The organism is Delftia sp. RIT313, assembly GCF_000632165.1.
Lineage (GTDB): Bacteria > Pseudomonadota > Gammaproteobacteria > Burkholderiales > Burkholderiaceae_C > Comamonas > Comamonas acidovorans.
The window spans coordinates 1-23,467 of the sequence record NZ_JFYT01000056.1 but is presented as its reverse complement, the minus strand read 5'-3'; the positions used below and the strand labels follow the sequence as shown (position 1 = coordinate 23,467).

Annotated in this window: 21 protein-coding genes and 1 pseudogene; 14 read left to right on the top strand and 8 right to left on the bottom strand. The window is 67.9% G+C overall.

Annotated features, from left to right (window positions below; all coding sequences use genetic code 11):
- The first annotated feature begins 616 nt into the window (after positions 1-616).
- Positions 617-790, top strand: a complete 174-nt coding sequence (locus tag BW39_RS31710) for a hypothetical protein (protein ID WP_200871523.1) — start codon at positions 617-619, stop codon at positions 788-790.
- A 45-nt stretch (positions 791-835) separates the two neighbouring features.
- Here BW39_RS31710 and BW39_RS16605 read toward each other — a convergent pair whose 3' ends face one another.
- Complete coding sequence (locus BW39_RS16605) at positions 836-1,405, bottom strand: helix-turn-helix domain-containing protein (protein ID WP_013802832.1); 570 nt, start codon at positions 1,403-1,405, stop codon at positions 836-838.
- A gap of 14 nt (positions 1,406-1,419) precedes the next feature.
- Here BW39_RS16605 and BW39_RS16600 point away from each other — a divergent pair, with 14 nt between their 5' ends.
- A complete protein-coding gene (locus tag BW39_RS16600; RefSeq protein ID WP_043823119.1) occupies positions 1,420-2,322 on the top strand; it encodes a DMT family transporter in 903 nt (300 codons plus the stop codon).
- Between the two features lie 655 nt (positions 2,323-2,977).
- Here the strand turns inward: BW39_RS16600 and BW39_RS32015 are convergent.
- Positions 2,978-3,370, bottom strand: coding sequence for a hypothetical protein (locus BW39_RS32015; protein WP_235264226.1), 393 nt, complete (start codon positions 3,368-3,370; stop codon positions 2,978-2,980).
- On the opposite strand from BW39_RS32015, the gene BW39_RS16595 reads away from it, so the two are divergent.
- The 8 genes from BW39_RS16595 to BW39_RS16560 all read left to right on the top strand — a co-directional run bounded on the left by BW39_RS16595 (position 3,362) and on the right by BW39_RS16560 (position 12,597).
- Complete coding sequence (locus tag BW39_RS16595; protein WP_235264225.1) at positions 3,362-4,756, top strand: hypothetical protein; 1,395 nt, start codon at positions 3,362-3,364, stop codon at positions 4,754-4,756. The genes BW39_RS32015 and BW39_RS16595 overlap by 9 nt on opposite strands.
- A 183-nt stretch (positions 4,757-4,939) precedes the next feature.
- A complete protein-coding gene (locus tag BW39_RS16590; RefSeq protein WP_043823114.1) occupies positions 4,940-5,671 on the top strand; it encodes a type 1 glutamine amidotransferase in 732 nt (243 codons plus the stop codon).
- Between the two features lie 110 nt (positions 5,672-5,781).
- Positions 5,782-6,591: a DeoR family transcriptional regulator gene (locus BW39_RS16585; RefSeq protein ID WP_013802836.1), complete on the top strand. Its 810-nt coding sequence runs from the start codon at positions 5,782-5,784 to the stop codon at positions 6,589-6,591.
- 34 nt (positions 6,592-6,625) lie between these two features.
- Positions 6,626-7,552 (top strand): substrate-binding domain-containing protein, encoded by a 927-nt coding sequence (locus BW39_RS16580; protein WP_043823111.1) that lies wholly within the window; start codon positions 6,626-6,628, stop codon positions 7,550-7,552.
- A gap of 59 nt (positions 7,553-7,611) precedes the next feature.
- On the top strand, positions 7,612-9,129 hold the full coding sequence (locus BW39_RS16575) for a sugar ABC transporter ATP-binding protein (RefSeq protein ID WP_200871522.1): 1,518 nt from the start codon (positions 7,612-7,614) through the stop codon (positions 9,127-9,129).
- Complete coding sequence (locus BW39_RS16570) at positions 9,126-10,190, top strand: ABC transporter permease (RefSeq protein ID WP_043823107.1); 1,065 nt, start codon at positions 9,126-9,128, stop codon at positions 10,188-10,190. The genes BW39_RS16575 and BW39_RS16570 overlap by 4 nt, the downstream gene beginning before the upstream one ends.
- Positions 10,191-10,250: 60 nt before the next feature.
- Positions 10,251-11,219 carry a tagatose kinase gene (locus BW39_RS16565; RefSeq protein WP_043823105.1) on the top strand — a complete coding sequence of 323 codons (969 nt, stop codon included), beginning with the start codon at positions 10,251-10,253 and terminating at the stop codon, positions 11,217-11,219.
- Between the two features lie 4 nt (positions 11,220-11,223).
- Entirely contained in the window at positions 11,224-12,597 is a 1,374-nt protein-coding gene (locus BW39_RS16560) for a D-tagatose-bisphosphate aldolase, class II, non-catalytic subunit (protein WP_043823103.1), read from the top strand.
- Here the strand turns inward: BW39_RS16560 and BW39_RS16555 are convergent.
- Complete coding sequence (locus BW39_RS16555) at positions 12,572-13,489, bottom strand: LysR family transcriptional regulator (protein ID WP_043823101.1); 918 nt, start codon at positions 13,487-13,489, stop codon at positions 12,572-12,574. The two genes, BW39_RS16560 and BW39_RS16555, sit on opposite strands and share 26 nt — an antisense overlap.
- A gap of 118 nt (positions 13,490-13,607) precedes the next feature.
- On the opposite strand from BW39_RS16555, the gene BW39_RS16550 reads away from it, so the two are divergent.
- Positions 13,608-14,651: a bile acid:sodium symporter family protein gene (locus BW39_RS16550; RefSeq protein WP_043823098.1), complete on the top strand. Its 1,044-nt coding sequence runs from the start codon at positions 13,608-13,610 to the stop codon at positions 14,649-14,651.
- 59 nt (positions 14,652-14,710) lie between these two features.
- Here BW39_RS16550 and BW39_RS16545 read toward each other — a convergent pair whose 3' ends face one another.
- The 5 genes from BW39_RS16545 to BW39_RS16525 form a co-directional block, all read right to left on the bottom strand.
- Positions 14,711-15,811: a DUF6817 domain-containing protein gene (locus BW39_RS16545; protein ID WP_043823096.1), complete on the bottom strand. Its 1,101-nt coding sequence runs from the start codon at positions 15,809-15,811 to the stop codon at positions 14,711-14,713.
- Positions 15,808-16,338 (bottom strand): cupin domain-containing protein, encoded by a 531-nt coding sequence (locus BW39_RS16540; protein WP_043823093.1) that lies wholly within the window; start codon positions 16,336-16,338, stop codon positions 15,808-15,810. Before BW39_RS16540 ends, BW39_RS16545 begins: the two co-directional genes overlap by 4 nt.
- Positions 16,339-16,342: 4 nt before the next feature.
- Positions 16,343-17,152 (bottom strand): MetQ/NlpA family ABC transporter substrate-binding protein, encoded by an 810-nt coding sequence (locus BW39_RS16535; RefSeq protein WP_043823090.1) that lies wholly within the window; start codon positions 17,150-17,152, stop codon positions 16,343-16,345.
- A gap of 70 nt (positions 17,153-17,222) precedes the next feature.
- Positions 17,223-17,888: a methionine ABC transporter permease gene (locus BW39_RS16530; RefSeq protein WP_043823088.1), complete on the bottom strand. Its 666-nt coding sequence runs from the start codon at positions 17,886-17,888 to the stop codon at positions 17,223-17,225.
- A 3-nt stretch (positions 17,889-17,891) separates the two neighbouring features.
- Positions 17,892-18,938, bottom strand: a complete 1,047-nt coding sequence (locus tag BW39_RS16525; RefSeq protein ID WP_012205010.1) for a methionine ABC transporter ATP-binding protein — start codon at positions 18,936-18,938, stop codon at positions 17,892-17,894.
- Between the two features lie 433 nt (positions 18,939-19,371).
- Here BW39_RS16525 and BW39_RS16520 point away from each other — a divergent pair, with 433 nt between their 5' ends.
- From BW39_RS16520 to BW39_RS16510, 3 genes and pseudogenes are all read left to right on the top strand, one after another.
- Positions 19,372-22,293 carry a xanthine dehydrogenase family protein molybdopterin-binding subunit gene (locus BW39_RS16520; RefSeq protein ID WP_043823086.1) on the top strand — a complete coding sequence of 974 codons (2,922 nt, stop codon included), beginning with the start codon at positions 19,372-19,374 and terminating at the stop codon, positions 22,291-22,293.
- Entirely contained in the window at positions 22,290-22,877 is a 588-nt protein-coding gene (locus tag BW39_RS16515) for a (2Fe-2S)-binding protein (RefSeq protein WP_043823085.1), read from the top strand. The genes BW39_RS16520 and BW39_RS16515 overlap by 4 nt, the downstream gene beginning before the upstream one ends.
- A 5-nt stretch (positions 22,878-22,882) precedes the next feature.
- Positions 22,883-23,467: pseudogene (locus BW39_RS16510) on the top strand (c-type cytochrome); the annotation flags it as partial.

Below are 23,467 nucleotides of genomic sequence, written 5' to 3'. Positions count from 1 at the left end.
GGCCCTGAGCGCTTGCGCCTCGGCCGATAGCTCGTTGCTGGCCAAAAAATCTAAAGTACAGTGGCGCGTTTTCCGTACAGACGAAAGTACAGTGGCGCATCTCTCTAAAGATCGATGGCGCATGGCTTGATAGGACGTGAGAAATCAACGAGTTATCTGCGTGATGCGCTGCGTGTTCAGTGGCGTTCCGCAATTGCAAGGACGGCGCACCTGCAAGGCCGGCAGCATTCCATCGCCGGTGTATGGGAGACAAGGCGCAGTTGTTCAGAGGGACGGCCGCAAGGGTGCATGGGCTGGGGCGCGGCGGGTCACCAAACCGTCGCCTGTGGCAATCCATGCCTCGTTGCGCCCAGCCGCTGCGCATCTATGATCGCCACGAATAATCGTTTTCTTCCTGCATCCGTTCACGGGCTGCACTCTCTCCATGCGCAGATCCTCTCGCCGACAGCTTCCCTCGCCCGCCCGCACGGTACCGGTTACCGTGCCCGGCGTTTTGCAGCGCTTGGCTTTCTCGAGCCTCATTGCAATCTTGGCGTGCGCCACAGGCACCATTTCCGTGGCACATCCGGCTGCCACGGCACTCACCATCACTGCCTTGGTCAGTTGCGGAGCATGGTTGAACAACCGCGAGAAAACCAGACTGCAGGCACTTGCCGCCACCCGCAACGGCGAGTCGATCTGCGGCTTTGCCCGTTCCTTTGATTTGCGCAGCACAGATCCTTTGGTGGTCCGCGCTGTGTATGCACGGCTTCAGTCTGAAGCGGCACCGCAGCCCACCGCATTTCACTGACGACAGTGCCTTGCCCAGAGCACGGCACAGACCGCTGCAACGCCCTCAGGAAATCACATTGCGAATGAACCGCGTCACGCCTTCGTGCAGGTTCACGTAGGCGTAGTCCTGGGCGCTGCCGTAGATGGCATAGTCGCCGGCCTCGATGGTCATGGGGCCTTCGCTCAGGTCCACCAGCAGGCGGCCTTCGACCACGACGATCATTTCATGCCAGCCTTCCGGGTCGGGTTGGGCCTGGTAGCGTTCGCCGGGGCCCAGGGACCAGGACCACAGCTGGGCCTCGCGCGTGGCAGGCACGCTGCCCAGCAGCATGGCCTGGCTTTCGGGCCGGGTGCCGCGCCAGGCCATGGCGTCCATGCGCAGGCGCTGCGCGGCCGGGTCGCTGACGATTTCTATGAAGCTGGCGCCCAGCGCGTCGGCCAGCCGATCCAGGCTGGACAGGCTGATGTTGGTGTCGCCGCCTTCCAGCTGCACGACCATGCGCCGGCTCAGGCCTGCGGCCTCGGCCAGGGCCGCCTGGCTCAGTCCTGCACGCTGGCGCAGGCGGCGCAGGTTTTCGCTGACGAAAGCCAGGACATCGGAGCGCTCGCCAGCGCTGTGCAATATATTTCTCATATGATCTGCGCAATATGTTGCACACGTCATCTTCTCACAGTTCGCGCACGCCGCTGCTCAGCCGGCAGGAGCTGGCCCTGATCGCCGTCACCATGGTCTGGGGCGGCACCTTTCTCGTGGTCCACCTGGCCATGCAGTACAGCGGACCGCTGTTCTTTGTGGGCCTGCGCTTTGTCACGGCGGGTTTGATCGGGCTGCTGGTGTTCCGCAAGGCCATGGCCGGGCTCACGCGCACCGAGCTGGTGGCAGGCATCGCCATCGGCGCCAGCATCTTCCTGGGCTATGGCCTGCAGACCTTTGGGCTGCAGACCATCAGCAGCAGCAAGTCGGCGTTTCTGACGGCGCTGTATGTGCCGCTGGTGCCTCTTGTGCAATGGCTGGTGATGGGCAAGCCGCCGCGCCTGATGAGCTGGATAGGCATTGGCCTGGCCTTCACGGGACTCATGCTGGTGGCGGGACCGGAGTCCGGCGGCATGGAGTTGAACGTGGGCGAGATGGCAACCATGCTGAGCACGCTGGCCATTGCGGCCGAGGTGCTGCTGATCGGGCATTTCGCGGGCAAGGTCGATGCGCGGCGCGTGACCACGGTGCAGTTGCTGGCGGCCGGCGTCATGGCGCTGCTGGCCATGCCGGTGGCGGGCGAATCCGTGCCCGATTTCTCCTGGGTCTGGCTGTCCGCCGCGGTGGCCATGGCCTGCGCCAGCATCCTGATCCAGCTGACCATGAACTGGGCCCAGAAGTCCCTGTCGCCCACGCGTGCGACCGTGATCTATGCCAGCGAGCCGGTCTGGGCCGGCATCGTGGGACGCATGGCCGGCGACCGGCTGCCGGGACTGGCAATTCTGGGGGCCGCGCTGATCGTGGGCGGGGTGCTGGTCAGCGAGCTGCGCCTGGGCAGGCAAAAACCCAAGCCGTAACGCGCCCCGGCTGCGGCCCCCTGCGTGCTGGGCCGCACCTGTCCAACCCTGCGGCAAGGCCACAGGCGAATTGCTGCGCAGGACAAATTGCGGGGGCATGCCAGGCGCCTCGAAAACCCGGCCAGGACACTTCTCAGAAGCTCTTGAAAAACGGTATTTTCATAATCAATCAGAAACATCCGAGATCAAATAAGCTATTCCTAGGATAAATCCCATTTCCTCAATAATCCTAGGACGACTCTGAAAATCCGATTTTCATCAAAAAGATCATTACAAAACGCAATCAACCCTTTAGATTCCGCTTTTGAAAACAGGCAAGCCATTCATCGGCTTGATGGTCATTCAATTCAGGAACTCATGAAAGGGCGATGGCATGCAAAAGCGTGGCGCGGGAAATCGACGGAAATTGGCCGGCTTTACGGCGGCAATGGCAGTCAGCTGCACAATCGTTTTGGGGACGGGTGGCACCGCATGGGCCGCCTCGGCAGGGGAAGGTCGCGGCTATGCGCTGGAAGTGAAGGCCGGCGTTTCATTGGTAGACCTCGGGCTGGATATCCCGCTGGTAGATACCGGACTGCAGAGTGCGCCGCCGGCGTTCAATGTCTCCGGGAAAATGCTTGCTGCAGACATCGGGGGCGCCACCGACAGCTTGATTTCATTGAAGGCGGGTGTGCTCTCGGCAAGCACCGGGAGCTCGCTGGCGCAAAACCGCGTCGAAACAACCGCAGGCATCAGTGACATCAACCTGTCCATCGCTGGCGTCGTGGCCATCAAGGCTGATGTGCTGCAGTCCCAAGTGCAGGCAACCTGCGTCAATGGCGCCGTCCAGCCTACCGGGGCCGCGACCATCGAGAACCTGAGCATCTCCGTGCTCGGTATCCCTGTCCCAATTCCACTGAATCCATCCCCCAATACCGGACTGAATACCGGAATCCTGGAAATCGTTTTCAATGAGCAAACTCCCGTGGATGGGGGAATGGAAGTCAATGCCCTGCGCATTGGCGCGAAAATACCCACCCTCGCCGACGTCAACCTCGTCTTGGGCCATTCGCAAGCCTCGCTTGCCGACTGCACCGCAGCGCAAGGAGATACCACGCCACCTGCGGTAGACATCACCACGTCCCCGGTGATCAATGCAGACAACCAGGACGCCTACATCGTCGCAGGCAGTTGCACCGCGGGCGATGGCAATGTGAAGGTGACCATCGGCACGGCCCCGAAGTTCGTGACCATGACGACGGCCTGCAATGCAGCCGGAGCCTGGACGGCACCCGCTGCCAATGTGGCCAGCCTGCCCCTGGGTCCGGTGGACATCACGGCCACCCAGACCGATGCGGCCGGCAACACCGGCACGCGAAGTGTCATCACCACCAAGACCACGGCCGCAGCCACGGACACGACGGCACCCGTGGTCGCGGTGGACAACGCAGCCGCGATCAATGCCGGCAATGAGCACGGCTACACCGTCTCGGGCACCTGCACGGCCGGCGATGGCGATGTCAGGGTGCGCATCGGCACGGCGCCCAACTCCGTGGAAGCCATCGCAGCGTGCGGCAGCAACGGCCAATGGACCACTGCCGCCACCGACCTGGGCGAGCTGCCTGCGGGCACGGTGCCCATCCAGGCAAGCCAGACCGATGCGGCTGGCAATACAGGGACCGCCAATGTCTCCGTCACCAAGGCAGACACCACGCTGCCTGTGGTCACAGTGGGCACCCCGCCCCAGATCAATGCTGGCAACCAGGGCGCCTACATCCTCTCTGGCACCTGCACAGTCGGCGCAGGCAGCGTTACGGTGACCATAGGCACGGCGCCCAACGCGGTGGTGGCCACTGCGCCCTGCGACAGCAATGGCGATTGGACCACCCCCGCCACCGACGTGAGCGCACTGCCTGCGGGCACGGTGGGCATCCATGTGGCTCAGACCAATGCCGCCGGCAATTCGGGCACGGCCGATGCCACGGTCACCAAGGTCGATACCACGCCGCCCACCACACCCTCGGTCACGGTGGTGAATCCTCCCCCGATAGACGCGGGCAACCAGGGCGGCTACATCCTCTCTGGCACCTGCACGGCCGGCGGCGGCAGCGTGACGGTGACCATCGGCACGGCACCCAAGGCCGTGGTGGTGACCGTGCCCTGCGATGGCAATGGCCACTGGACCACTCCTGCCACAGACGTGAGCGGCCTGCCCAAGGGATCGGTGACCATCACGGTCACCCAGACCCAGGCGACGGGCGATGTCGACTCAAGCACTGCGACCACCACCAAGACCACGCCTGGCGCGGACGATGTCCCAGGCAGCGACTCCGTCGCAGCCATCCCCGTGGGCGGGGCCTGGGCCTCCCTGCTCCTGCTGGGCGCGGCGGCGCTGGGACTGCGCCGCCGTGGCAGGCAGGAGGGCCCGCAGCGCTCCGGGCGGCACCACGATTGACGTAGTTGCCACCATCAAAGGCGCCACGGCCGTGGCGCCTTTTTGCGTTGGGCCTGCGCAAGGCATGGGGCGGCCTTGATGCGGCCTTGATGGCGTTGTGCGCAAACACAATCCGCCCTTGAGGCAGCCGTCCCTAGAGTCAAGGCCTCACAACAAATGGCTTCCCGATGAAGCCGCGCCGCCATGAGACCTGTCGCCATCCTCCAGCACGAATCCGCCCAGGGCCCCGGCGTTCTGCGTGAACAACTGGAGCAGCAGTGCATTCCCTACCGACTGTTGCAGCCCGCCCTCGATGGCACAGCCCCTGTGCACGCCGCCGACTACAGCGGCATCGTGGTGCTGGGCAGCAACCACAGCGTGAACGAGGGCCTGCCGTGGATGGAGGATGAACAGGCCCTGCTGGCCGATGCGCTGCGCAGCGACATCCCCGTGCTCGGCCACTGCTTTGGCGCACAGATGCTGGCGCGTGCCATGGGCGCCAGGGTCTGGCGCAACCCCTGCCCCAACATTGGCTGGAGCCGCATCTGGGTGACGGCCGCCGCCCAGCAGGTCATGGACCTGCCGCGCGAGGCGACGATCTTCCATTGGCACTACGACACCTTCGAGATCCCGCGCGGGGCCGTGCGCACCATGTACGGCAGCCACTGCCTGAACAAGGGCTTTCGCCACGGCCGGCACTGGGCCTTCCAGGGCCACATGGAAGTGACCGCCGCCAGCGTGGCCGCCTGGTGCACCGAAGGCCATGACGAGCTGCTGCGCGCACGCGGCCCTGCGGCGCAGACCGAGAGCGAGATCCTGCGCCACCTGGACCTGCGCATTCCCGTGCTGAACGCCCTGGCCCACCGGACCTACCGGGCCTGGACGGCACAGTTGCAGCGGCCGGTGGTCGTGAACCTGGGCGTGGCCAGCCGATAGCCCTCCCCGAAGCGGACGCCCCGGTGAATACCCGGGGAGCGCTTGACGTGGCGTTTGCACGCAGGGAAACTTTCGATACGAAATAAAAAACTTTCGAATCGAAAGAATCCATGCAGGACCAAGGCAACAGTTCACTCAAGCGCAGGCTGCAGATCGTGGAGCTGGCGCGCAAGACCGACGAGGTGCGGGTGGAGGCGCTGAGCGTGCTCTTCGGCGTCTCCACCGTCACCATCCGCAACGACCTGCACTACCTTGAGCAGCAAGGCTATGTGGTGCGCGCCTTCGGCAAGGCGCGCTACAACCCGGCCCTGCTCAAGACGGCCGCCGAGCTGCCCGGCGCCCCTGCCGCCGCGCAAGGCCCGGCGCAGGCCCAGGTGGCCCAGGGCGCGCTGGGCTGGATCGAGGACGACGCCTCGGTCTTCCTGGGCAGCGGCCGCATCACCCACCGCGTGCTGCCGCTGCTGGCCAGCCGCCAGGGCATTGCGCTGACGCTGCACGACCTGGCCATGGTGGCGACGGCGCGGCAGTTTCTCGATTGCGCCATTCACGTCACGGGCGGCGCGCTGGCCGGCGACGAGCCCGGCCTCATCGGCCCCGGGGCAGAAGCGGGTCTGCGGGCCCGGCCGCTGGACATCTGCCTGTTCGAGATCTGCGGCATCGACGACCGCAACCGCCTGCTGTGCCGCGACCCGGGCGCGGCTCGCCTGTATTCGGCAGCCGTGGAGCACAGCACCAAGGCCGTGGCGCTGGCCCTGGATCTGGACAGCACCACGGGCGGGCACCCGGTCTGCGACATCGCCCAGATCGACGGCCTGTGCGCGCACCAGGACATGGAGCCGGGCGCCTTCGATCTGCTGGCGCACCACCGGCTGCAGGCCACCCGCAAGGCCGAGGGCCGCATCGAATTCGCCAGAACCTGAGCTTTTCCACAACGACAGAGGGAGGGAGACAGCCATGGACCGCAACACGTTTCTCCGGCGCATGCTGGCCGGCGCATTCACATTCGGCCTGCCGGCCAGCCCGGCGCTTGCACAGCCGGGCCCCGGCCCCAGCCCTGCCCGCACCATCGGCGTGTCCCTGCTCACGCAGCAGCACCCGTTCTACCTGGAGCTGGCCCAGGCCATGCAGCAGGAGGCGGCGCGGCAGGGGCTGAAACTGGACCTGAGCATTGCCAACCAGGACCTGGGCAAGCAGATCTCCGATGTGGAGGACTTCGTCAGCAAGAAGGTCGATGCCATCATCCTGTCTCCCGTCGATTCCCGGGGCGTGAAGGCCGCCGTGCTCAAGGCTGCCGCCGCCCGCATTCCCGTGATCACCGTGGACATTGCCGCCAGCGGGGTCGAGGTCGCATCGCACGTGGCCACCGACAACCGCGCCGGCGGCGTGCTGGCCGGCCAGCTCATGGGCCGCGCCACGGGCGGCAAGGGCCAGATCGGCGTGCTGCACTACCCGTCCATACAGTCCGTGGTCGATCGCGTGGAGGGTTTCAAGGCCGCCATCGCCACCTTTCCCGGCATGAAGATCGTCTCCGTGCAGCCGGGCATCACGCGGGCCGAGGCCCTGGCCGCTTCGCAGAACATGCTGCAGGCCCACCCCGATCTCGCGGGCATCTTCGGGTTTGGCGACGACGCGGCCCTGGCTGCACTGGCCAGCGTCAAGGGCGCAAGAAAGCTGGAGCAGGTCAAGATCGTCGGCTTTGACGGCATGGCCGAGGCGCGCGCGGCCGTGGACCGCGAACCAGCCTTTGTGGGCGTGATCCGCCAGTACCCCGACCAGCTGGGACTGCAAGCCGTGGCCATTGCCGCGCAGCTGCTGCAGGGCAAGCCGGTGGAAAAATTCCACCCCGTGCTGCCCGGCGTGTACACGGCTGCCGCCAGGTAAATGGACCTGCGGAGCCCGCCATGCCAGGCCCCACTGCACACAGCCACCCAGGCCGTGCCATGCTCGACGCCGTTGCGCCGCCCCCCATGCTCGAGGCCCAGGCGCTGGCCAAATCCTTCGGCGCCGTGCAGGCGCTCAAAAGCGTGTCCTTCCGCCTGCGCGCAGGCACGGTGCACACGCTGCTGGGCGAGAACGGGGCCGGCAAATCCACCCTGCTCAAGATCCTGGCCGGCGTGCACCGGCCCGATGGCGGCCAGCTGCTGATCGATGGTGCCGGCACCGAGCTGGCCAGCCCCGCCGATGCGCAGCGCCACGGCATCGCCATCGTTCACCAGGAGCTGAGCCTGGCGCCCAACCTCAGCGTGGCAGACAACCTCTTCGCCGCGCGGCTCCCGCAGCGGGCCGGCTGCGTGGACCGCCGCGCACTGCGCCGCGACGCCGCCGCGCTGCTGGCCAGACTGGGCATGGACCTGAACCCCAACGCGCAGGTGGCCGAACTGTCGCTGGCCCAGCGCCAGCTGGTGGAGATCGCCAAGGCGCTGGCCCAGCCCGCGCGCATCGTCATCATGGACGAGCCCACCTCCTCGCTCAGCGACAGCGAGGCGCAGATTCTCTTCACCCTCATCGCCCGCCTCAAGGCCGAGGGGCGCGCCATCATCTACGTGTCGCACCGCATGGACGAGATCATGCGTATCTCCGACGAGATCACCGTCATGCGCGATGGCAGCTCCATCTGCACCCTGGCGCGGGACGAGACCCACATCGGGGCGCTGATCGCGCTCATGGTGGGGCGCCAGATGCAGGACATCTATCCGCCGCGCGGCCCCGCCCCTGACCGCAGCACGCGCGCCCTGCTCCAGGTGCGCGGCCTGGGCCTGGCCGGGCGCTTCGAAGGCATTGACTTCGAGGTCCACGCGGGCGAGATCGTGGGATTTTTCGGTCTGGTCGGCTCGGGCCGGTCCGATGTCATGGATGCGCTGTTCGGCATGCACCGCTGCACGGGCAGCATCCTCATGCACGGCCGGCCGCTGCGCCTGCGCTCGCCGGCCGACGCCATCGGCCAGGGCATGGCCTTCGTGACCGAGAACCGCAAGGAGCAAGGCCTGGTGCTGGACCAGTCCGCGCAGCACAACATCTGCATGGTGCAGGTGCACAGCGGGCGCGGCGGCGCACTGCTCACCGACGAGGCGGCCGAGCAATCGCTGGCCCGCGCCTGCGTGCAGCGGCTGAAGATACGCGTTGCCGGCCTGCACCAGCCCGTGCGCCAGCTGTCGGGCGGCAACCAGCAAAAGATCGTGTTCGCCAAGTGGCTGGCCATGCGGCCCCGGCTGCTGGTGCTGGACGAGCCCACGCGCGGCATCGACGTGGGCGCGAAGTTCGAGATCTATGCCCTGATCCGCGAGCTGGCAGCAGCCGGCACGGCCGTCATCCTGGTGTCGTCGGAACTGCCCGAGGCACTGGCCCTGAGCGACCGGCTGCTGGTCATGCGCAACAAGCGCCTCGTCCAGAGCCTGGACACTCTCCATCTGCGCCAGGAGACCGTGATGGCGCACGCCACCGGAGCAGGACTGCCATGACCCCTTCCGAACTGAGCATCACCGCGTCTGGCTCCTCCAATGCCTCCAACGCCTCCAACGCCTCCAACGCCTCCGACGCCGCCGAAGGCATCCCGGACAGCCAGGAAACATGGCGAGACGGCTTGCGAGGTGGCTGGCGATCGCTGAGGCGCCACGCCGGCACCCTCATGGGCCTGGCCGCCCTGGTGCTGCTGTTCTCCCTGCTGTCGCCGGCATTTCTGACGGCCGGCAACCTGCGCAACGTGCTGCTGCAGGTGTCCATCATCGCCATCGTGGCCTTCGGCATGACCTATGTGCTGCTGCTGGGCGAGATCGACCTCTCGGTGGGATCGGTGGTCGCCCTGGCCGGCAGCGTGGCCGGCCTGATGCTGGGCCAGGGCCTGGCGCCCGCCCTGGTGCTGCCCGCCGTGCTGCTGTGCGGCCTGCTGCTGGGCGCGCTCAACGGCTCGCTGTCGGCGCTGCTGCATCTGCCGTCCTTCATCGTGACGGTGGCGACCATGGGCATCTTCCGGGGTCTGGCCTATATCGTCTCGGGCGGCATGCCGGCGCCGGTGGACAACGAGGCCTTTCTGTGGATAGGCAACGGCGAATGGCTGGGCATGCCCGTGCCCATCTGGATCCTGGCCGCACTGCTGGCCGCCAACCACTTCGTGCTGGCCCGTACCGTCTTTGGCCGCAAGACCTATCTGGCAGGCGGCAATGCCGAGGCGGCCACCTATGCGGGCATACGGGTGGGGCGCCTCAAGATCGCCATCTTCATGCTGTCGGGGCTGATGGCGGCCGTGGGCGGCCTGCTGCTCACCTCGCGCCTGTACTCGGCCCAGCCCAACGCGGCCATGGGCTGGGAGCTGGACGCCATTGCCGCCGCCGTGCTGGGCGGCACGCGCCTGGCCGGAGGCCACGGCAGCGTTGCGGGCACCTTGATAGGGGCGCTGATGATCGGCGTCATCAACAACGGCATGAACCTGATGAGCGTGCCCTACTTCTATCAGCTCATCGTCAAGGGCAGCGTGATTCTGGTGGCCGTGTGCATCGATGTGCACAGCAGGCGCAGGCGCTGACGCATGGGCCGGCAGTGCAGCGAACGGCGCACGGGGTTTGATTCCAAAGGGAGGGAGAGCATGCAATCCATCATGACCATGGGCGAGATCCTCGTCGAAATCATGGCCGAGCGAAAAGGCCAGAGCTTTCGCGCGCCGGGGCCGCTGGCCGGGCCCTATGCCAGCGGGGCGCCCGCCATCTTCATCGACCAGGTGGCCCGGCTGGGGCATCCGGCCGCCATCATCGGCTGCGTGGGCGATGATGATTTTGGCTGGCTCAACATCGACCGCCTGCGCCGCGACGGCGTGGACACCAGCGCCATCGCCGTGTGCAAGGGCGCCGTCACGGGCAGCGCCTTCGTCACCTACCGCGACAGCGGCGAGCGCGACTTCATCTTCAACATCACCAACAGCGCCTCGGCACAGCTGCAGCCCGAGCAGGTCAACCAGGCCGTGCCCAAGGACTGCGCGCACTTCCATGTCATGGGCTCGTCGCTGTTCTCGTTTCGCATCATCGATGCCATGAAGAAGGCCATCGAGATCGTCAAAGCCCAGGGCGGCACCGTGTCCTTCGATCCGAATGTGCGCAAGGAGATGCTGCGCATCCCCGAAATGCGCGAAGCCCTGGCCTACATCCTGGAGTTCACCGACATCTTCCTGCCCAGCGGCCACGAGGTCACGCAGCTGGCCCGCTCGGCCGACGAGGCCGGCGCCATCGCCGAGATCTTCGCGCGCGGCGTGCGCGAAATCGTGGTCAAGCGCGGCGCCGACGGCTGCAGCTACTTCAGTGCCGACGAGCGCATCGACCTCGACGCCCTCCGCGTGAACGTGGCCGACCCCACGGGTGCGGGCGACTGCTTTGGCGCCACCTTCATCGCCTGCCGGCGCCTGGGCAAGACCGCACTGCAATCGCTGCGCTACGCCAATGCGGCCGGGGCTCTGGCCGTCGCCAGCAAGGGGCCGATGGAGGGGACATCCGGCTTTGCCGGGCTTGACGCACTGCTGGCACAACAGCCGCAGCACCTGCGGCATGCGGTGATGGAGGGCTGAAACCATGCCCGCCCACCTCACCCACCCCACCCATCTCACCCACTTCACCCGCCTGGCGCAGTCACGCTCCGGGCAAACGCCAGCAGCCGCAGGCGATGCGCGCGCAACAGGCAGCGCACTCGGCATCTACTCCATCTGCTCGGCCCATCCCCTGGTCATCGAGGCCGCCATGCACCAGGCGCTGGACGACGGCACGCCCCTGCTGGTGGAAGCCACCGCCAACCAGGTCAACCAGTTCGGCGGCTACACCGGCATGCAGCCCGCCGACTTCCGCCGCTTCGTGCTGGCCATCGCCCACCGCGTCGGCCTGCCGCCCGACCGCGTGCTGCTGGGCGGCGACCACCTGGGCCCCACGGCGTGGACCGATCTTCCAGCCGCCGAGGCCATGGATCTGGCGCAAGACCTGGTACACGCCTATGCGGCGGCCGGCTTCGTGAAGCTGCACCTGGACGCCAGCATGGCCTGCGCAGACGACCCCCAGGCGCTGGACGACGAAACCGTGGCCCGCCGCGCTGCCCTGCTCTGCCAGGCGGCCGAGCGCGGCAGCACCTGCCCGGCGCCCGGCCCCGTCTACGTGATCGGCACCGAAGTGCCCGTGCCCGGCGGCGCCGCGCATGCGCTGGAGCATGTGCAAGTCACTGCCCGCGCCGACGCCCAGCGCACGCTGCAGGTGCACCGTGAAGTCTTCGCGCAACAGGGGCTGGACCCCGTCTGGCCGCGCATCATTGCCATGGTGGTCCAGCCCGGCGTGGAGTTCGATCACACGCGCGTGGTGGACTACGCGCCCGGTGAAGCGGCCGACCTCAAGCAGTTGCTGCGCCAGCACCCGCAACTGGTCTTCGAAGCCCACTCCACCGACTACCAGCGGCCCGAGGCCCTGCGCCAGCTGGTGCAGGACGGCTTTGCCATCCTCAAGGTCGGCCCCGGCGCCACCTTTGCGCTGCGCGAGGTGCTGTTCGCGCTGGCCTCCATCGAAGAGCAGCTCATCGACGCGCACCAGCGCTCCCACCTGCCCGCCGTGCTGGAGTCCGCCATGCTGGGCCGCCCCGCCAGCTGGGAACGCTACTACCGCGGCGAGCAGCCGGATCCCGGCGCCCAAAGGCTGCTGCGCATCTACAGCTACAGCGACCGCATCCGCTACTACTGGGCCGACCCCGCGGTGAACGCCGCCGTGGCGCGGCTGCTGGACAACCTGTCCGCCTGCGCCCTGCCCGAGAACATGCTCAGCCAGTTCCTCCCCGCCCAATACCAGGCCGTGCGCGCCGGGCGGCTGGCCCCCTCGCCCCACGCGCTGGTGCTGGACCGCGTGCGCGAAGCGATCAGGCCGTATGCGGCGGCTTGTGGCCACAGCCTCACAGCTGCCCCGCCTCCCCCCTGATCAAATCCCACACGCTTTGCGCCACCGGCGACAGTTCGCGCTGGCGGCGGCGCACCAGCATGATGTCGCGCTGCACGCGCGGCAGGAGGGGGCGGCTGGCGAGGGCATCGGGGGGGGTGGCGCCACTCGCGGGAGTTCGCCATTCCTGCGGCACGGCCAGTTCCGGCACCACGCTCAGGCCCAGGCCCGCCTGGAGCATGCAGAAGATGGTGGTGGTGTGGCCGACTTCCTGGACCACGGCGGCCTCGGCGTCGTGGGCCTGCAGCGCGGCGTCGATCAGGCGGCGGCTGCCCGAGGCGTGGTCCAGCAGTACCAGCGGCTGGCCGGCCAGGTCGCTCCAGGCCACCTGGCGCTTGCGGGCCAGCCTGTGCGTGGCCGGGCAGACCAGGCAAAAGGGCTCGCTGAGTATGGTTTCGCAGTGCAGGTCATCGCGGCCTTGCGGGTCAATGACCACGCCGAAGTCCACCTCGCCGCTGCGCACGCTTTGCAGCACATCGCTCTGGATGCGGTCCAGCAGCAGCAGCTCGATGCCCGGCGCCTGCTCGCGGCAGCGCGCAATGCAGCGCGGCATCAGGTGGGCCGACAGCGTGGGGCTGCTGGCCACGCGCACCTTGCCCAGGCGCTGGGTGGCTAGGCCGCTGACTTCGAGCAGGCATTCATCCAGCGCGTCCAGCACGCGCGTGGCATGGCCTTGCAGCAGGCGGCCGGCGTCGGTCAGCTCCACCTCGCGCGTGGTGCGGTGCAAGAGCTGCACGCCCAGGGCCTGCTCCAGCTCGGTGACATTGCGGCTGACGGCGGGCTGGGTGAGCGCCATCAGCTCGCCGGCACGGCTGAAGTTGCGGCTTTCCGCCACGGCCAGGAAGGCGCGCAGCTGGCGCAGGCTGATATTCATACGGAAAAATTATAAAACCATCAGATAAATCCATTTCTCTTTTCAATGGCCGTGGCGTCCAATCGGGGCCTTGCAGCCTGGCTGCACGAACCGATAGTTAGTTGGAGAGAGTTTTCCCATGGCACGCCCCCGCTTCGCCCCTGACAATTTCACGCTGATGCTGCTGTCCACCGTGGCACTGGCCAGCTTCCTGCCCGCCTCGGGCGCCGTCTCGCAATGGCTGGAGGTGGCGACCACGCTCATGGTCAGCCTGCTGTTCTTCCTGCACGGCGCCAAGCTCTCGCGCGAGGCCATCTTTGCCGGCATAGGCCACTGGCGCCTGCACCTGACCATCTTTGCCGCCACCTTCGTGCTCTTTCCCCTGCTGGGCTGGGCGCTGCGCCCCGTGCTGGAGCCCCTGGTCACGCCCGAGATGTACATGGGCGTGCTCTTCCTGTGCACGCTGCCGGCCACGGTGCAGTCGGCCATCGCCTTCACGGCCATGGCGCGCGGCAACATGCCCGCTGCCGTGTGCAGCGCATCGGCCTCCACGCTGATGGGCATCGTGATCACGCCCATCCTGGTCAGCATGCTGCTGCACAAGAGCGCCGAAGGGGGCGACGCGCTGCAGGCCATCGGCAAGATCGCGCTGCAGCTGCTGCTGCCCTTTGTGCTGGGCCATCTGCTGCGGCCCGTGATCGGCGGCTTCATCTCGCGCCATGCCAAGCGCGTGAAGTTCGTGGACCAGGGCTCCATCCTGCTGGTGGTGTACACGGCCTTCAGCGCCGCCGTCATCAGCGGCCTGTGGCAGCAGACGCCCCTGCCTGCGCTGCTGGGCCTGCTGCTGCTGTCGTCCATTCTGCTGGCCCTGGTGCTGGTCATCACGTCATGGACGGCGCGCCGCCTGGGCTTTTCCAAGGAGGACGAGATCACCCTGGTGTTCTGCGGCTCCAAGAAGAGCCTGGTCAGCGGCGTGCCCATGGCCAAGGTGCTGTTCGAGTCCAGCGCCGTGGGCGCCATCGTGCTGCCGCTGATGGTCTTCCACCAGTTGCAGCTCATGGTCTGCGCCGTGCTGGCCCAGCGCTATGCACGCCGGCCCATGCACCCCGAGGCGATCGATGATGGCGCCGTGCCCGCCAGCGCTGCGCCGGCCGCCAAGGCCGAAACGGCGCCGGCCAAATAAGGCGCGGGCGCGTTCCCATCACAAAAAAGCCTGGCTCTCGCGCCAGGCTTTTTTGCATCTCAGCCCTTCAGGGCCAGGTTGTTGAGCTTGTCCAGGCGCTCGGGCCAGCTTCCCTGCTGCGCCGACTGCAGCAGGATGCGCGTCCAGGCGATCCAGGCGTCCCACTGCACGCGCTTGTCCCAGGCATTGCCCCAGCCGCTGAAGCACTGCAGCGCGCTGGTGGCTGCGCGCGCGGCGTCGTCGGCACGGCCGGCAGACAGGTAGAGCTGGGCCAGCACCATCTGCGGCTCGCCCACCCAGGGGTTCAGGCGCACGGCGCTTTCCAGCACGGCCGTGGCGGCATCCAGGTCCACCAGCGGCTGGTCCAGCTGGATCACCGACCAGTACAGCGACACGGCAGCGGCCTCGTCGCCGGGCGGCAGCTGCCGGCTGCAATGGTCGAACACCGGCGGCAGCGGCAGCTGGGCGCGCAGCGCCGGATGCTGCAGCGCAAGGCCCAGGTCGCTGATCTGGCTGAGCATGCGGCTGGCAGGCCGCATGGGACCGGGCCACAGCGAGGCCGCCCAGTGCACGCCCTGCTGCCGCTGGTTCTGCACCTGCGGAAACTGCGAATAGATGTCTTCCTGCCAGCTGAACCACTGCTCCATGGCATCGGCCATGCTCACGATGGTGAAGGCCGCCACCTCATAGGCGCTCAGGCGCTGGCTGCGGCCGGCGGATTCCAGCGCCATGGAGCCGTCTTCGGCCAGGTCGCCGGCCAGGATCTTCTGCATGAACTGCGTGCGGCTCATGGTGCAGAACAGGTAGACCAGGTGCTCGGCGCCCTCGCCCACCAGCTCGCGCAGGCGGCCGCGCTCGCTGCCCGCGTCGAACTTGACCAGGTCCACGAAGGCGTTGCCGTAGACGCTGTGCAGCAGGCCCAGCAGGCGCACGTCGCGCGGCTGGCGCCACAGCGCCAGCGAACGGGCCACGCCCGCCAGGTGGTGGCGGAAGGTGCCGGCCTTGTGCCAGTCCTGGCCCACGCCGCGCGCCAGCACCACGGGAAGCACAGGAGCGAGGTCGGCATCCTTGGCCAGCCATTCCTCGTCCAGCAGGTCCTGGGCGCGCGTGAACAGCGCCTCGTCAAGTGTCTGGAACAGTGTCGGGACAGGCAGGCTCATGCAGGCACCTCCATGGCAGCGGCGGGCCGCTGGGTATATTGCGCCACCCAGCCCGCCGTATCGGCGAACAGGCGCAGCGCCTTGATGCGCCGCGTGGCGGTCAGCGTGAAGCGGTGCTCCACGCCGGCCGGTATGCGCAGGTAGTCGCCGGGCTGCACGCGCAGCACGCGCTCTTGGCCGCCGGCATCGAAGAAGCCGAACAGGCCTTCGCCTTCGAGGATGTAGCGCACCTCGTCATCGGCATGGGTGTGGGGCTTGTCGAAGCGCTCCAGCGCCTCGTCCAGGCCCTGCGTGCCCGGGTGCAGCACAACCAGGTCCATGCTGTGGTAGCCATGGGCCACGCATTCGTCGACCACCAGCATGCCCACGGCCTGGACCACGGTGGCCTTGCCGCCATCGTCCAGCTGGGCCTGCGCCAGCAGCGCGGCCAGGCCGGGCTCGGGCGCCAGCGGGCGGTGCTGCCATTGCACGCCGATGGCGGCCACGAAGTCCGTGTCGGAAACCCGGTGGGATGCGAGGGCGCCCATGGTCTTACCAGGCCGCCGTGTAGGCGCCCTTGAACTGCGTGTCGATGAACTGGCGCACCTCGGGCGATTGGTAGGCCTTGACGAAGGCCTGCAGGCCCGCGTCCTTTTCATGGCCGGCGCGCGTGGCGATCAGCACGGTGACATAGGGCGTGTCCGTGGCTTCCAGCGCCAGCGAATCCTTTTGCGGCGACAGGCCTGCGGCCACGGCATAGCTGCTGTTGACGGCGGCGGCGTCCAGATCGTCCAGCGAGCGCGCCAGCTGGGCGGCCTCCAGCTCCACGAAGCGCAGCTTCTTCGGATTGGCCGTGATGTCCAGCACCGAGGCACGGGCGCCCGCGCCGGTCTTCAGTTCGATCAGCTTTTGCGCGGCCAGCACCATCAGTGCGCGCGAGCCGTTGGTGGGGTCGTTGGGGATGCCCACGCGCGCACCGCTCTTGAGGTCGGCCAGGCTTTTGATCTTCTTGGAGTACACGCCCATCTGCTGGTTGACCGCACGGGCCACGGGCACGAGCTTGTAGCCGCGGTCCTTGTTCTGGGCGTCCATGAAGGGCTGGTGCTGGTAGATGTTGGCATCCAGCTCACCCTGCGACAGCGCCGCATTGGGCTGGATGAAGTCGCCGAACTCGACCAGCTTCACCTTCAGGCCGTTCTTCTCGGCCACCTTCCTGGCCACCTCGGCGATCTGGGCATGCGGGCCCGAGGTCACGCCGATGGTGACAGAGCCGTCGGCCGCATGGGCCGGCAGCGCGGCCATTCCCGCCAGGGGCAGGATGGCGGCCAGGGCCAGCGATTGAAGCAATGCGCGCTTTTTCATGGAATCCCTCTTTCAGACAGTCTCGCGGCAGCTTGCCGCCCCGGCCGCGCCGGCCGCCGGGGTGTTTGGATCAGCGGTGGCTGAGCCTGCGCACCGCCCAGTCGCCCAGGCTCTGGATGGCCTGAACGAAGAAGATCAGGATGATGACCACGGCCAGCATCACGTCGGGCAAAAAGCGCTGGTAGCCGTAGCGGATGCCCAGGTCACCGAGGCCGCCGCCGCCAATGGCGCCGGCCATGGCCGAGTAGCCGGTCAGGCTCACGAAGCTGATGGTCAGGCCCGCCACGATGCCGGGCAGCGCCTCGGGCAGCAGGATCTTCCAGACGATCTGGCCCGTGGTGGCGCCCATGGACTGGGCCGCTTCCACCAGGCCGTTGTCCACCTCGCGCAGCGCGGTCTCCACCAGGCGCGCCACGAAGGGCGCTGCCGCAATGGTCAGCGGCACCACGGCCGCCCAGGTGCCAATGGACGAGCCCGTGATCAGCCGCGTCAGCGGGATGATGGCCACCAGCAGGATGATGAAGGGAGTGGAGCGCAGGGCATTGACGATCCAGCCCACGATCTTGTTGGCCGGGCCGTTTTGCAGCACGCCGCCGTGGTCGGTCAGGCGCAGGAACACGCCCAGGGGAATGCCGATCAGGCCGCCCACCAGGCCCGAGATGCCGACCATGATGATGGTCTCCCACAGCGAGCTGACGAACAGCTCCAGCATCATTTCCGAAAAATTCTCAAACATCGCTCAATCCCTGGTCGAAACGATCTGCACCTGCACGCCGGTGGCGCGCAGATGGTCCACGGCGGCATCGATCTTTGCCGCGTCGCCGCTGGCGAAGACAGCCAGCGAGCCGAAGGTCTGCTCCTGGATCTCGTCGATCTGGCCATGCAGGATGGACAGGTCCAGCCCCAGCTCGCGGATCAGGTGCGACAGGATGGGCTGGTAGGCGCTCTCGCCCGCATACGACAGGCGCAGCAGCCGGCCTTGCTGGCCCGGCGCCAGCTGGGCGGCCAGCGCATTCACGCGCACGGCCACCGACTCGGGCAGTTGCTGGGGCACGATCTCGTCGATCAGGCTGCGCGTGATGGCCTGCTGCGGGCGCGTGAACACGTCGATCACGGGGCCCAGCTCGGCAATCTCGCCGCCGTCGATCACGGCCACGCGGTCGGCGATCTGCTTGATCACCTGCATCTGGTGCGTGATCAGCACCACGGTCAGGCCCAGTTCGCGGTTGACCTTGCGCAGCAGGTCCAGGATGGAGCGCGTGGTCTCGGGGTCCAGGGCCGATGTGGCTTCGTCGGACAGCAGCACCTTGGGGTGGCTGGCCAGCGCGCGCGCAATGCCCACGCGCTGCTTTTGCCCGCCCGAGATCTGTGCCGGATAGCGGTCGCGCAGCGCGCTCAGGCCCACCAGGTCCAGCAACGGGTCCACGCGCTTCTTGATGTCGTCGGCCGACATGCCCGCCATCTCCAGCGGCAGCGCGGCGTTGTCGAACACCGTGCGCGAGGACAGCAGGTTGAAATGCTGGAACACCATGCCGATGTCGCGGCGCGCCGTGCGCAGCTCGGCATCGCTGAGCTGCATCAGGTCACGGCCGCCCACCAGCACCTGGCCGGAGGTCGGGCGGTTGAGCAGGTTCAGGCAGCGCACCAGCGAGCTTTTGCCCGCGCCGCTGCGGCCGATGATGCCGAACACCTCGCCCGACTCGATCTGCAGGTTGATGCCCCGCAAGGCATGGACGGGCCCGGTGGGGCCCTTGTAGGTCAGGGAAAGATCCCGAATCTCGATCATGAAAAAACGCCGCGGCGCAGGACGGCCTGGGGACGCCGCTGCGCATTGTTGGGAAGTGGGAGCAAATATAGGTTGCGCGTATAAAAACGCAAACTATAAAAAAATAAAGTAATAAGAAGCTCCGGTTATGCCCGGGACTTCACTACTTTCTGCACAACCCTCAACTATGCCTGAATGTGGACACGCCCTTGCCCTGCCGGGCTATGCGCGGCGCCACGGAGCACTGCGGCAAGGCCCTTCTTGCGGCGGCGTCTGATTGACAGCGCGGCCGGCACGCTGCCGTCTCGGCCTGGCGGCCCCGGCCCGCTCCTGCTTTTGATGATGGCACGCACCTGCCGCTGCCGCCGCGCTGACGCCAGAAGCAGCCTTTGCTGACAGGCCGCGCGGCATGCGCCCTCCTACAGTGGGCTCAACCCCACAGGAGAAGAGCGCCATGCGCCCAGAACAACACTCCGGCGCCGGCAGCCAGGCCGGCACGGCTCCCTTGTCGCGGCGCGGCTTTCTGCAGGCCGCCAGCATCGCAGGCGTCAGCGTCTGGGTGGCGCCGCTGGCCAGCCAGGCCTATGCAGCCCTCTTTGAAGACCGCGTCCTGGGCAGCGTGGCCCGCGAGCCGGCCACGCAGCTGCCGCGCATGCGGCTCGATGGCCGCTCCAAGGTCATGGGCGCCAAGGTCTTCGCCCGCGACATCCGCGCACGCGACATGCCGCACTGGCCCCAGCAGCAATCCCATGCCTTCATCGTGCGCACCACGCTGGCCGACCGGCTGTTCGACGGCATGGACCTTTCCGCACTGGACGGCGAGCTGGCGCCCGACCGCGTGGTCACCGCCGAAGACCTGGCGCGCGACGGCCTGGCCTTTCCCGAGTTCTATGGCGAGGACATGCTGCTGCCCGCAGGCAAGACCCCCGCCTACCTGGGCCAGGCCGTGGCCATCCTCATCTACCACGACTTCGCGCGCTTTCGCTTTGCCAAGGAAAGGCTGCAGGCCACGGCCGGCGTCATCCGCTACGGCCGCATCACGGGCGCGCTGGACCGTCCGCCCTGGGGCGTGTTCCGCTATGTGCGCCAGGGCGGCGCCACGGCCTTTGACGACGACGTGTTCTCCAGCCTGCGCGATGCCCCGCTGTTCCCCGCCGAACGCAAGCCGCTGGTCTGGCCGCAGATCTCCAAGGCCGACGCGGTCACGGCACGCGGCCTGCGCGCGGCCGAGCAGATCGCCCAGGAGCTGGCCACGCCGCCCGCCGACTGGCTGGTGCTGCAGCGCCACTACGCCACGCAATCGGTGGACACGGCCGCGCTGGAACCCGACAACGCCAACTGCTGGTATGACGCGGCCACGCAAAGCCTGCACATGGTGCTGGCCACGCAATCGCCGCACGAAGTGGCCGAATGGGCTGCGCAGATGGTGCAGGCCAGCAGGTTCCCGCTCAAGAACCTTTTCGTGCACCCGTGCTACACGGTGGGCTACGGCTCCAAGGACCACGCGCCCATGCCCTACTACGGCCTGGTCTGCGCGCTGTATGCGGACGGCAAGCCCGTGCGCCTGGCCAATGACCGGTTCGAGCAGTTCCAGTCCTCGCTCAAGCGCCATGCCTTCGAGATCGACTACACCATGGCCATCGACAGGAAGACCGGCCTCTTCCAGAGCCTGGTGGCCAACATGACGGCCAATGGCGGCGGCCGGGCCAACTTCTCGCCCTCGGTCGCCATGGTGGGCGGCACGGCGGCGCAGTCCATCTACTACTTTCCCAAGAACGACATCACCGCCGTGGCTCTTGCCAGCCGCGCGCTGGACGCGGGCTCGGCACGCGGCTACGGCACGCTGCAGAGCATGGCGGCCACCGAAATGATGGTGGACGAAATCGCCGAACTGCTGCAGATCGACCCCATCGAGCTGCGCCTGCGCAACGTGCTGACCTCGGGCGCCAAGAACACCCAGGGCGCCATTGCCGCTGGCGCACTGCGCGCCGACGAGGTGCTGGAGCGCGCCCGCCGCCATCCGCTGTGGACCGAGCGCGCCAAGCGCAAGACCGCCTACGAGGCCAGCCACCCGGGCCAGCGCTACGGCGTGGGCTTTGCCTGCGTGCAAAAGGACTTCGGCACGGGCGGCGAGGCGGCCTTCGCCCGCATCGAGATATCGCCCCAGGGCCGCGTGCTGCTGCACCATTCGGGCACCGAGATCGGCACGGGCATGGGCACCTCGCAGGCCCAGTTGTGCGTGCAGTGGTTCGGCAAGCCCGCCGACGAGCTGCAGACCGCCTGCCTGGACTGGCCGGAGCTGCCGCTCAAGGCCGAGGGCGACAACTACACCATGCCCCAGGCCGACCAGGACCGCTTCGCCGCCCGGCCGCTGTGGACGCCGGTCTACGCCTCGCCGGCCAGCGCCAGCAACTCGGCCTACTACTACAGCCACGCCACCAGCGAGACGGCGCGCGTGGTCTTCGAGCACGGCCTGTGGCCGGCCGCCGTCGCCATCTGGAGCCAGGGCACGGGCGGCGGCCAGAAGGCGCCCTACGTGGTGCGCCGCGAGGACGCGCGCTGGGTCAACGGCATGCTCACGGCCAACGGCATGCAGCCGCTGTCCCTGCAGGCCCTGGCCCAGAAGGCCCATGCCATGCAGCTGGTCACGGGCGCCGTGGGCCATACCTTCAACCGCTGGCAATGGGCCGAGGCCGACTTCGACATCCTGGGCACCAGCGCGCGCCGGCCGCTGGACGCGCTGGCCGTGCGCCTGGGCAGCGCGCCCGATGCCGGCGCCGTCACGCCTGCCCCTGACACCACCGACACGCCGCAGGCGGCCACGCCCGTCGAGGCCTCTCTCACAGCGCGGCGCAGCGCCGCCGGCTACCGCATGATTGCGCGGCGCAACCTGTTCTATCCGCCCATGCAGCGCAACAACGCGGGCGTCACCTACTACAGCGCCAATGCGGCCCTGGTCGAGCTGGCGGTGGACACGGGCACGGGCGCGGTCGAGCTGCTGGCCCACCACTCCATCATGGAGTGCGGGCGGCCCATCGTGCCCGAGCTGGTGCACGGCCAGCTTGAAGGCGGCATCGCCATGGGCATAGGCCACGCCCTGTACGAAACCATGCCGCTGTACGAGGGCGGCCCCGGCGACGGCAACTGGAACTTCCACCGCTACCACCTGCCGCGCGGCAGCGAGGTGGCGGTCTGGAAGCAGACGGCCGAGCTGCTGGCACCGCTGTCGGACACCGATCCGCCCAAGGGCATTGCCGAGGTGGTGATGATTCCCATCGTCGCCGCCATCGTCAACGGACTGCACCACGCCATTGGCAAGCGCTTCCACGACCTGCCCGTGACCCCGCAAAAGATCAGGGAGGCACTCGCACCATGAGCCTTGTCCCGCGCCCCTTGTCGCTGACCGTCAACGGCCAGAGCGTCGGCCCCATGGACGTGCCCGAAGGCATGCCCATGATCGACTTCCTGCACGAATACCTGAACCTCACCGGCTCGCGCCTGGGCTGCGGCATCGGCGAATGCCGGGCCTGCACCATCATCGTGGACGGTCCCGAGGGCAGCCGCGAGATGCGCACCTGCATCACCGGCGCCCACTACTTCCAGGGCCGCAAGGTCCGCACCATCGAAGGCATTGCCGACCCGGCCGGCGCGGACACCGCGCCCCCGCCCCCGCCCGGCGCCTCGGGCCAGCCGCGCAAGGTCATCGCCATCAGCCCCGTGCAGCAGAAGTACCTGGAGCATTTCAGCTTCCAGTGCGGCTACTGCACGCCGGGCTTCGTCATCGCGGCCACGGTGCTGGTCGAGCGCCTGGCCAAGGCGCCCATCCGCGCGGCCGATGTGGAACAGGTCGTGGGCGAGGCGCTGCAGCCCCACCTGTGCCGCTGCACCGGCTATGTGCGCTACTACGCGGCCGTGAAGGACCTGGTCCTGAACACGCCCGGGCTGACCTTGAAAGGATGAGCGCCATGTCCGCCGCCGACCCCAGCGCAGCCGCCCCTGCCGCCGCCACCGGCTCCGCCACCGCCGCGCCACCTGCCGACTACAGCGGTGCCCGCCCCCCGCCACCGCGCAGGCCCAGGCGCCGCTGGCGCGGGCTGCTGCTCGTCCTCCTGCTGCTGGCCGTGCTGTTTGCCATTGCCGCCGTCTGGGGCAACCGGCCCCATGTGCCGCAGCGCGAGCCGCAGGCCGTTCACCGCAGCCCCCAGCAGCTGGCCCAGGGCCTGTACCTGGCGCGCGCCGCCGACTGCATGGCCTGCCATGACGGGGTGGGTGGCATGGGTGGCGCCCGGGAAGGCCAGCCCTTTGCGGGCGGCAAGCCCCTGCCCACGCCCTTCGGCACCCTCTACGGCACCAACATCACCCCCGATCCGGACCACGGCATAGGCCGCTGGACGGCCGAGGAATTCCACGCCGCCGTCACCCGCGGCACGGCACCGGGCGGGCGCCAGCTCTACCCGGCCATGCCCTATGCCTCCTACCACCTGATGAGCCGCGAAGACTCGGACCTGATCTACGGCTACCTGATGAACATCCGGCCCGTGGCCCAGCCC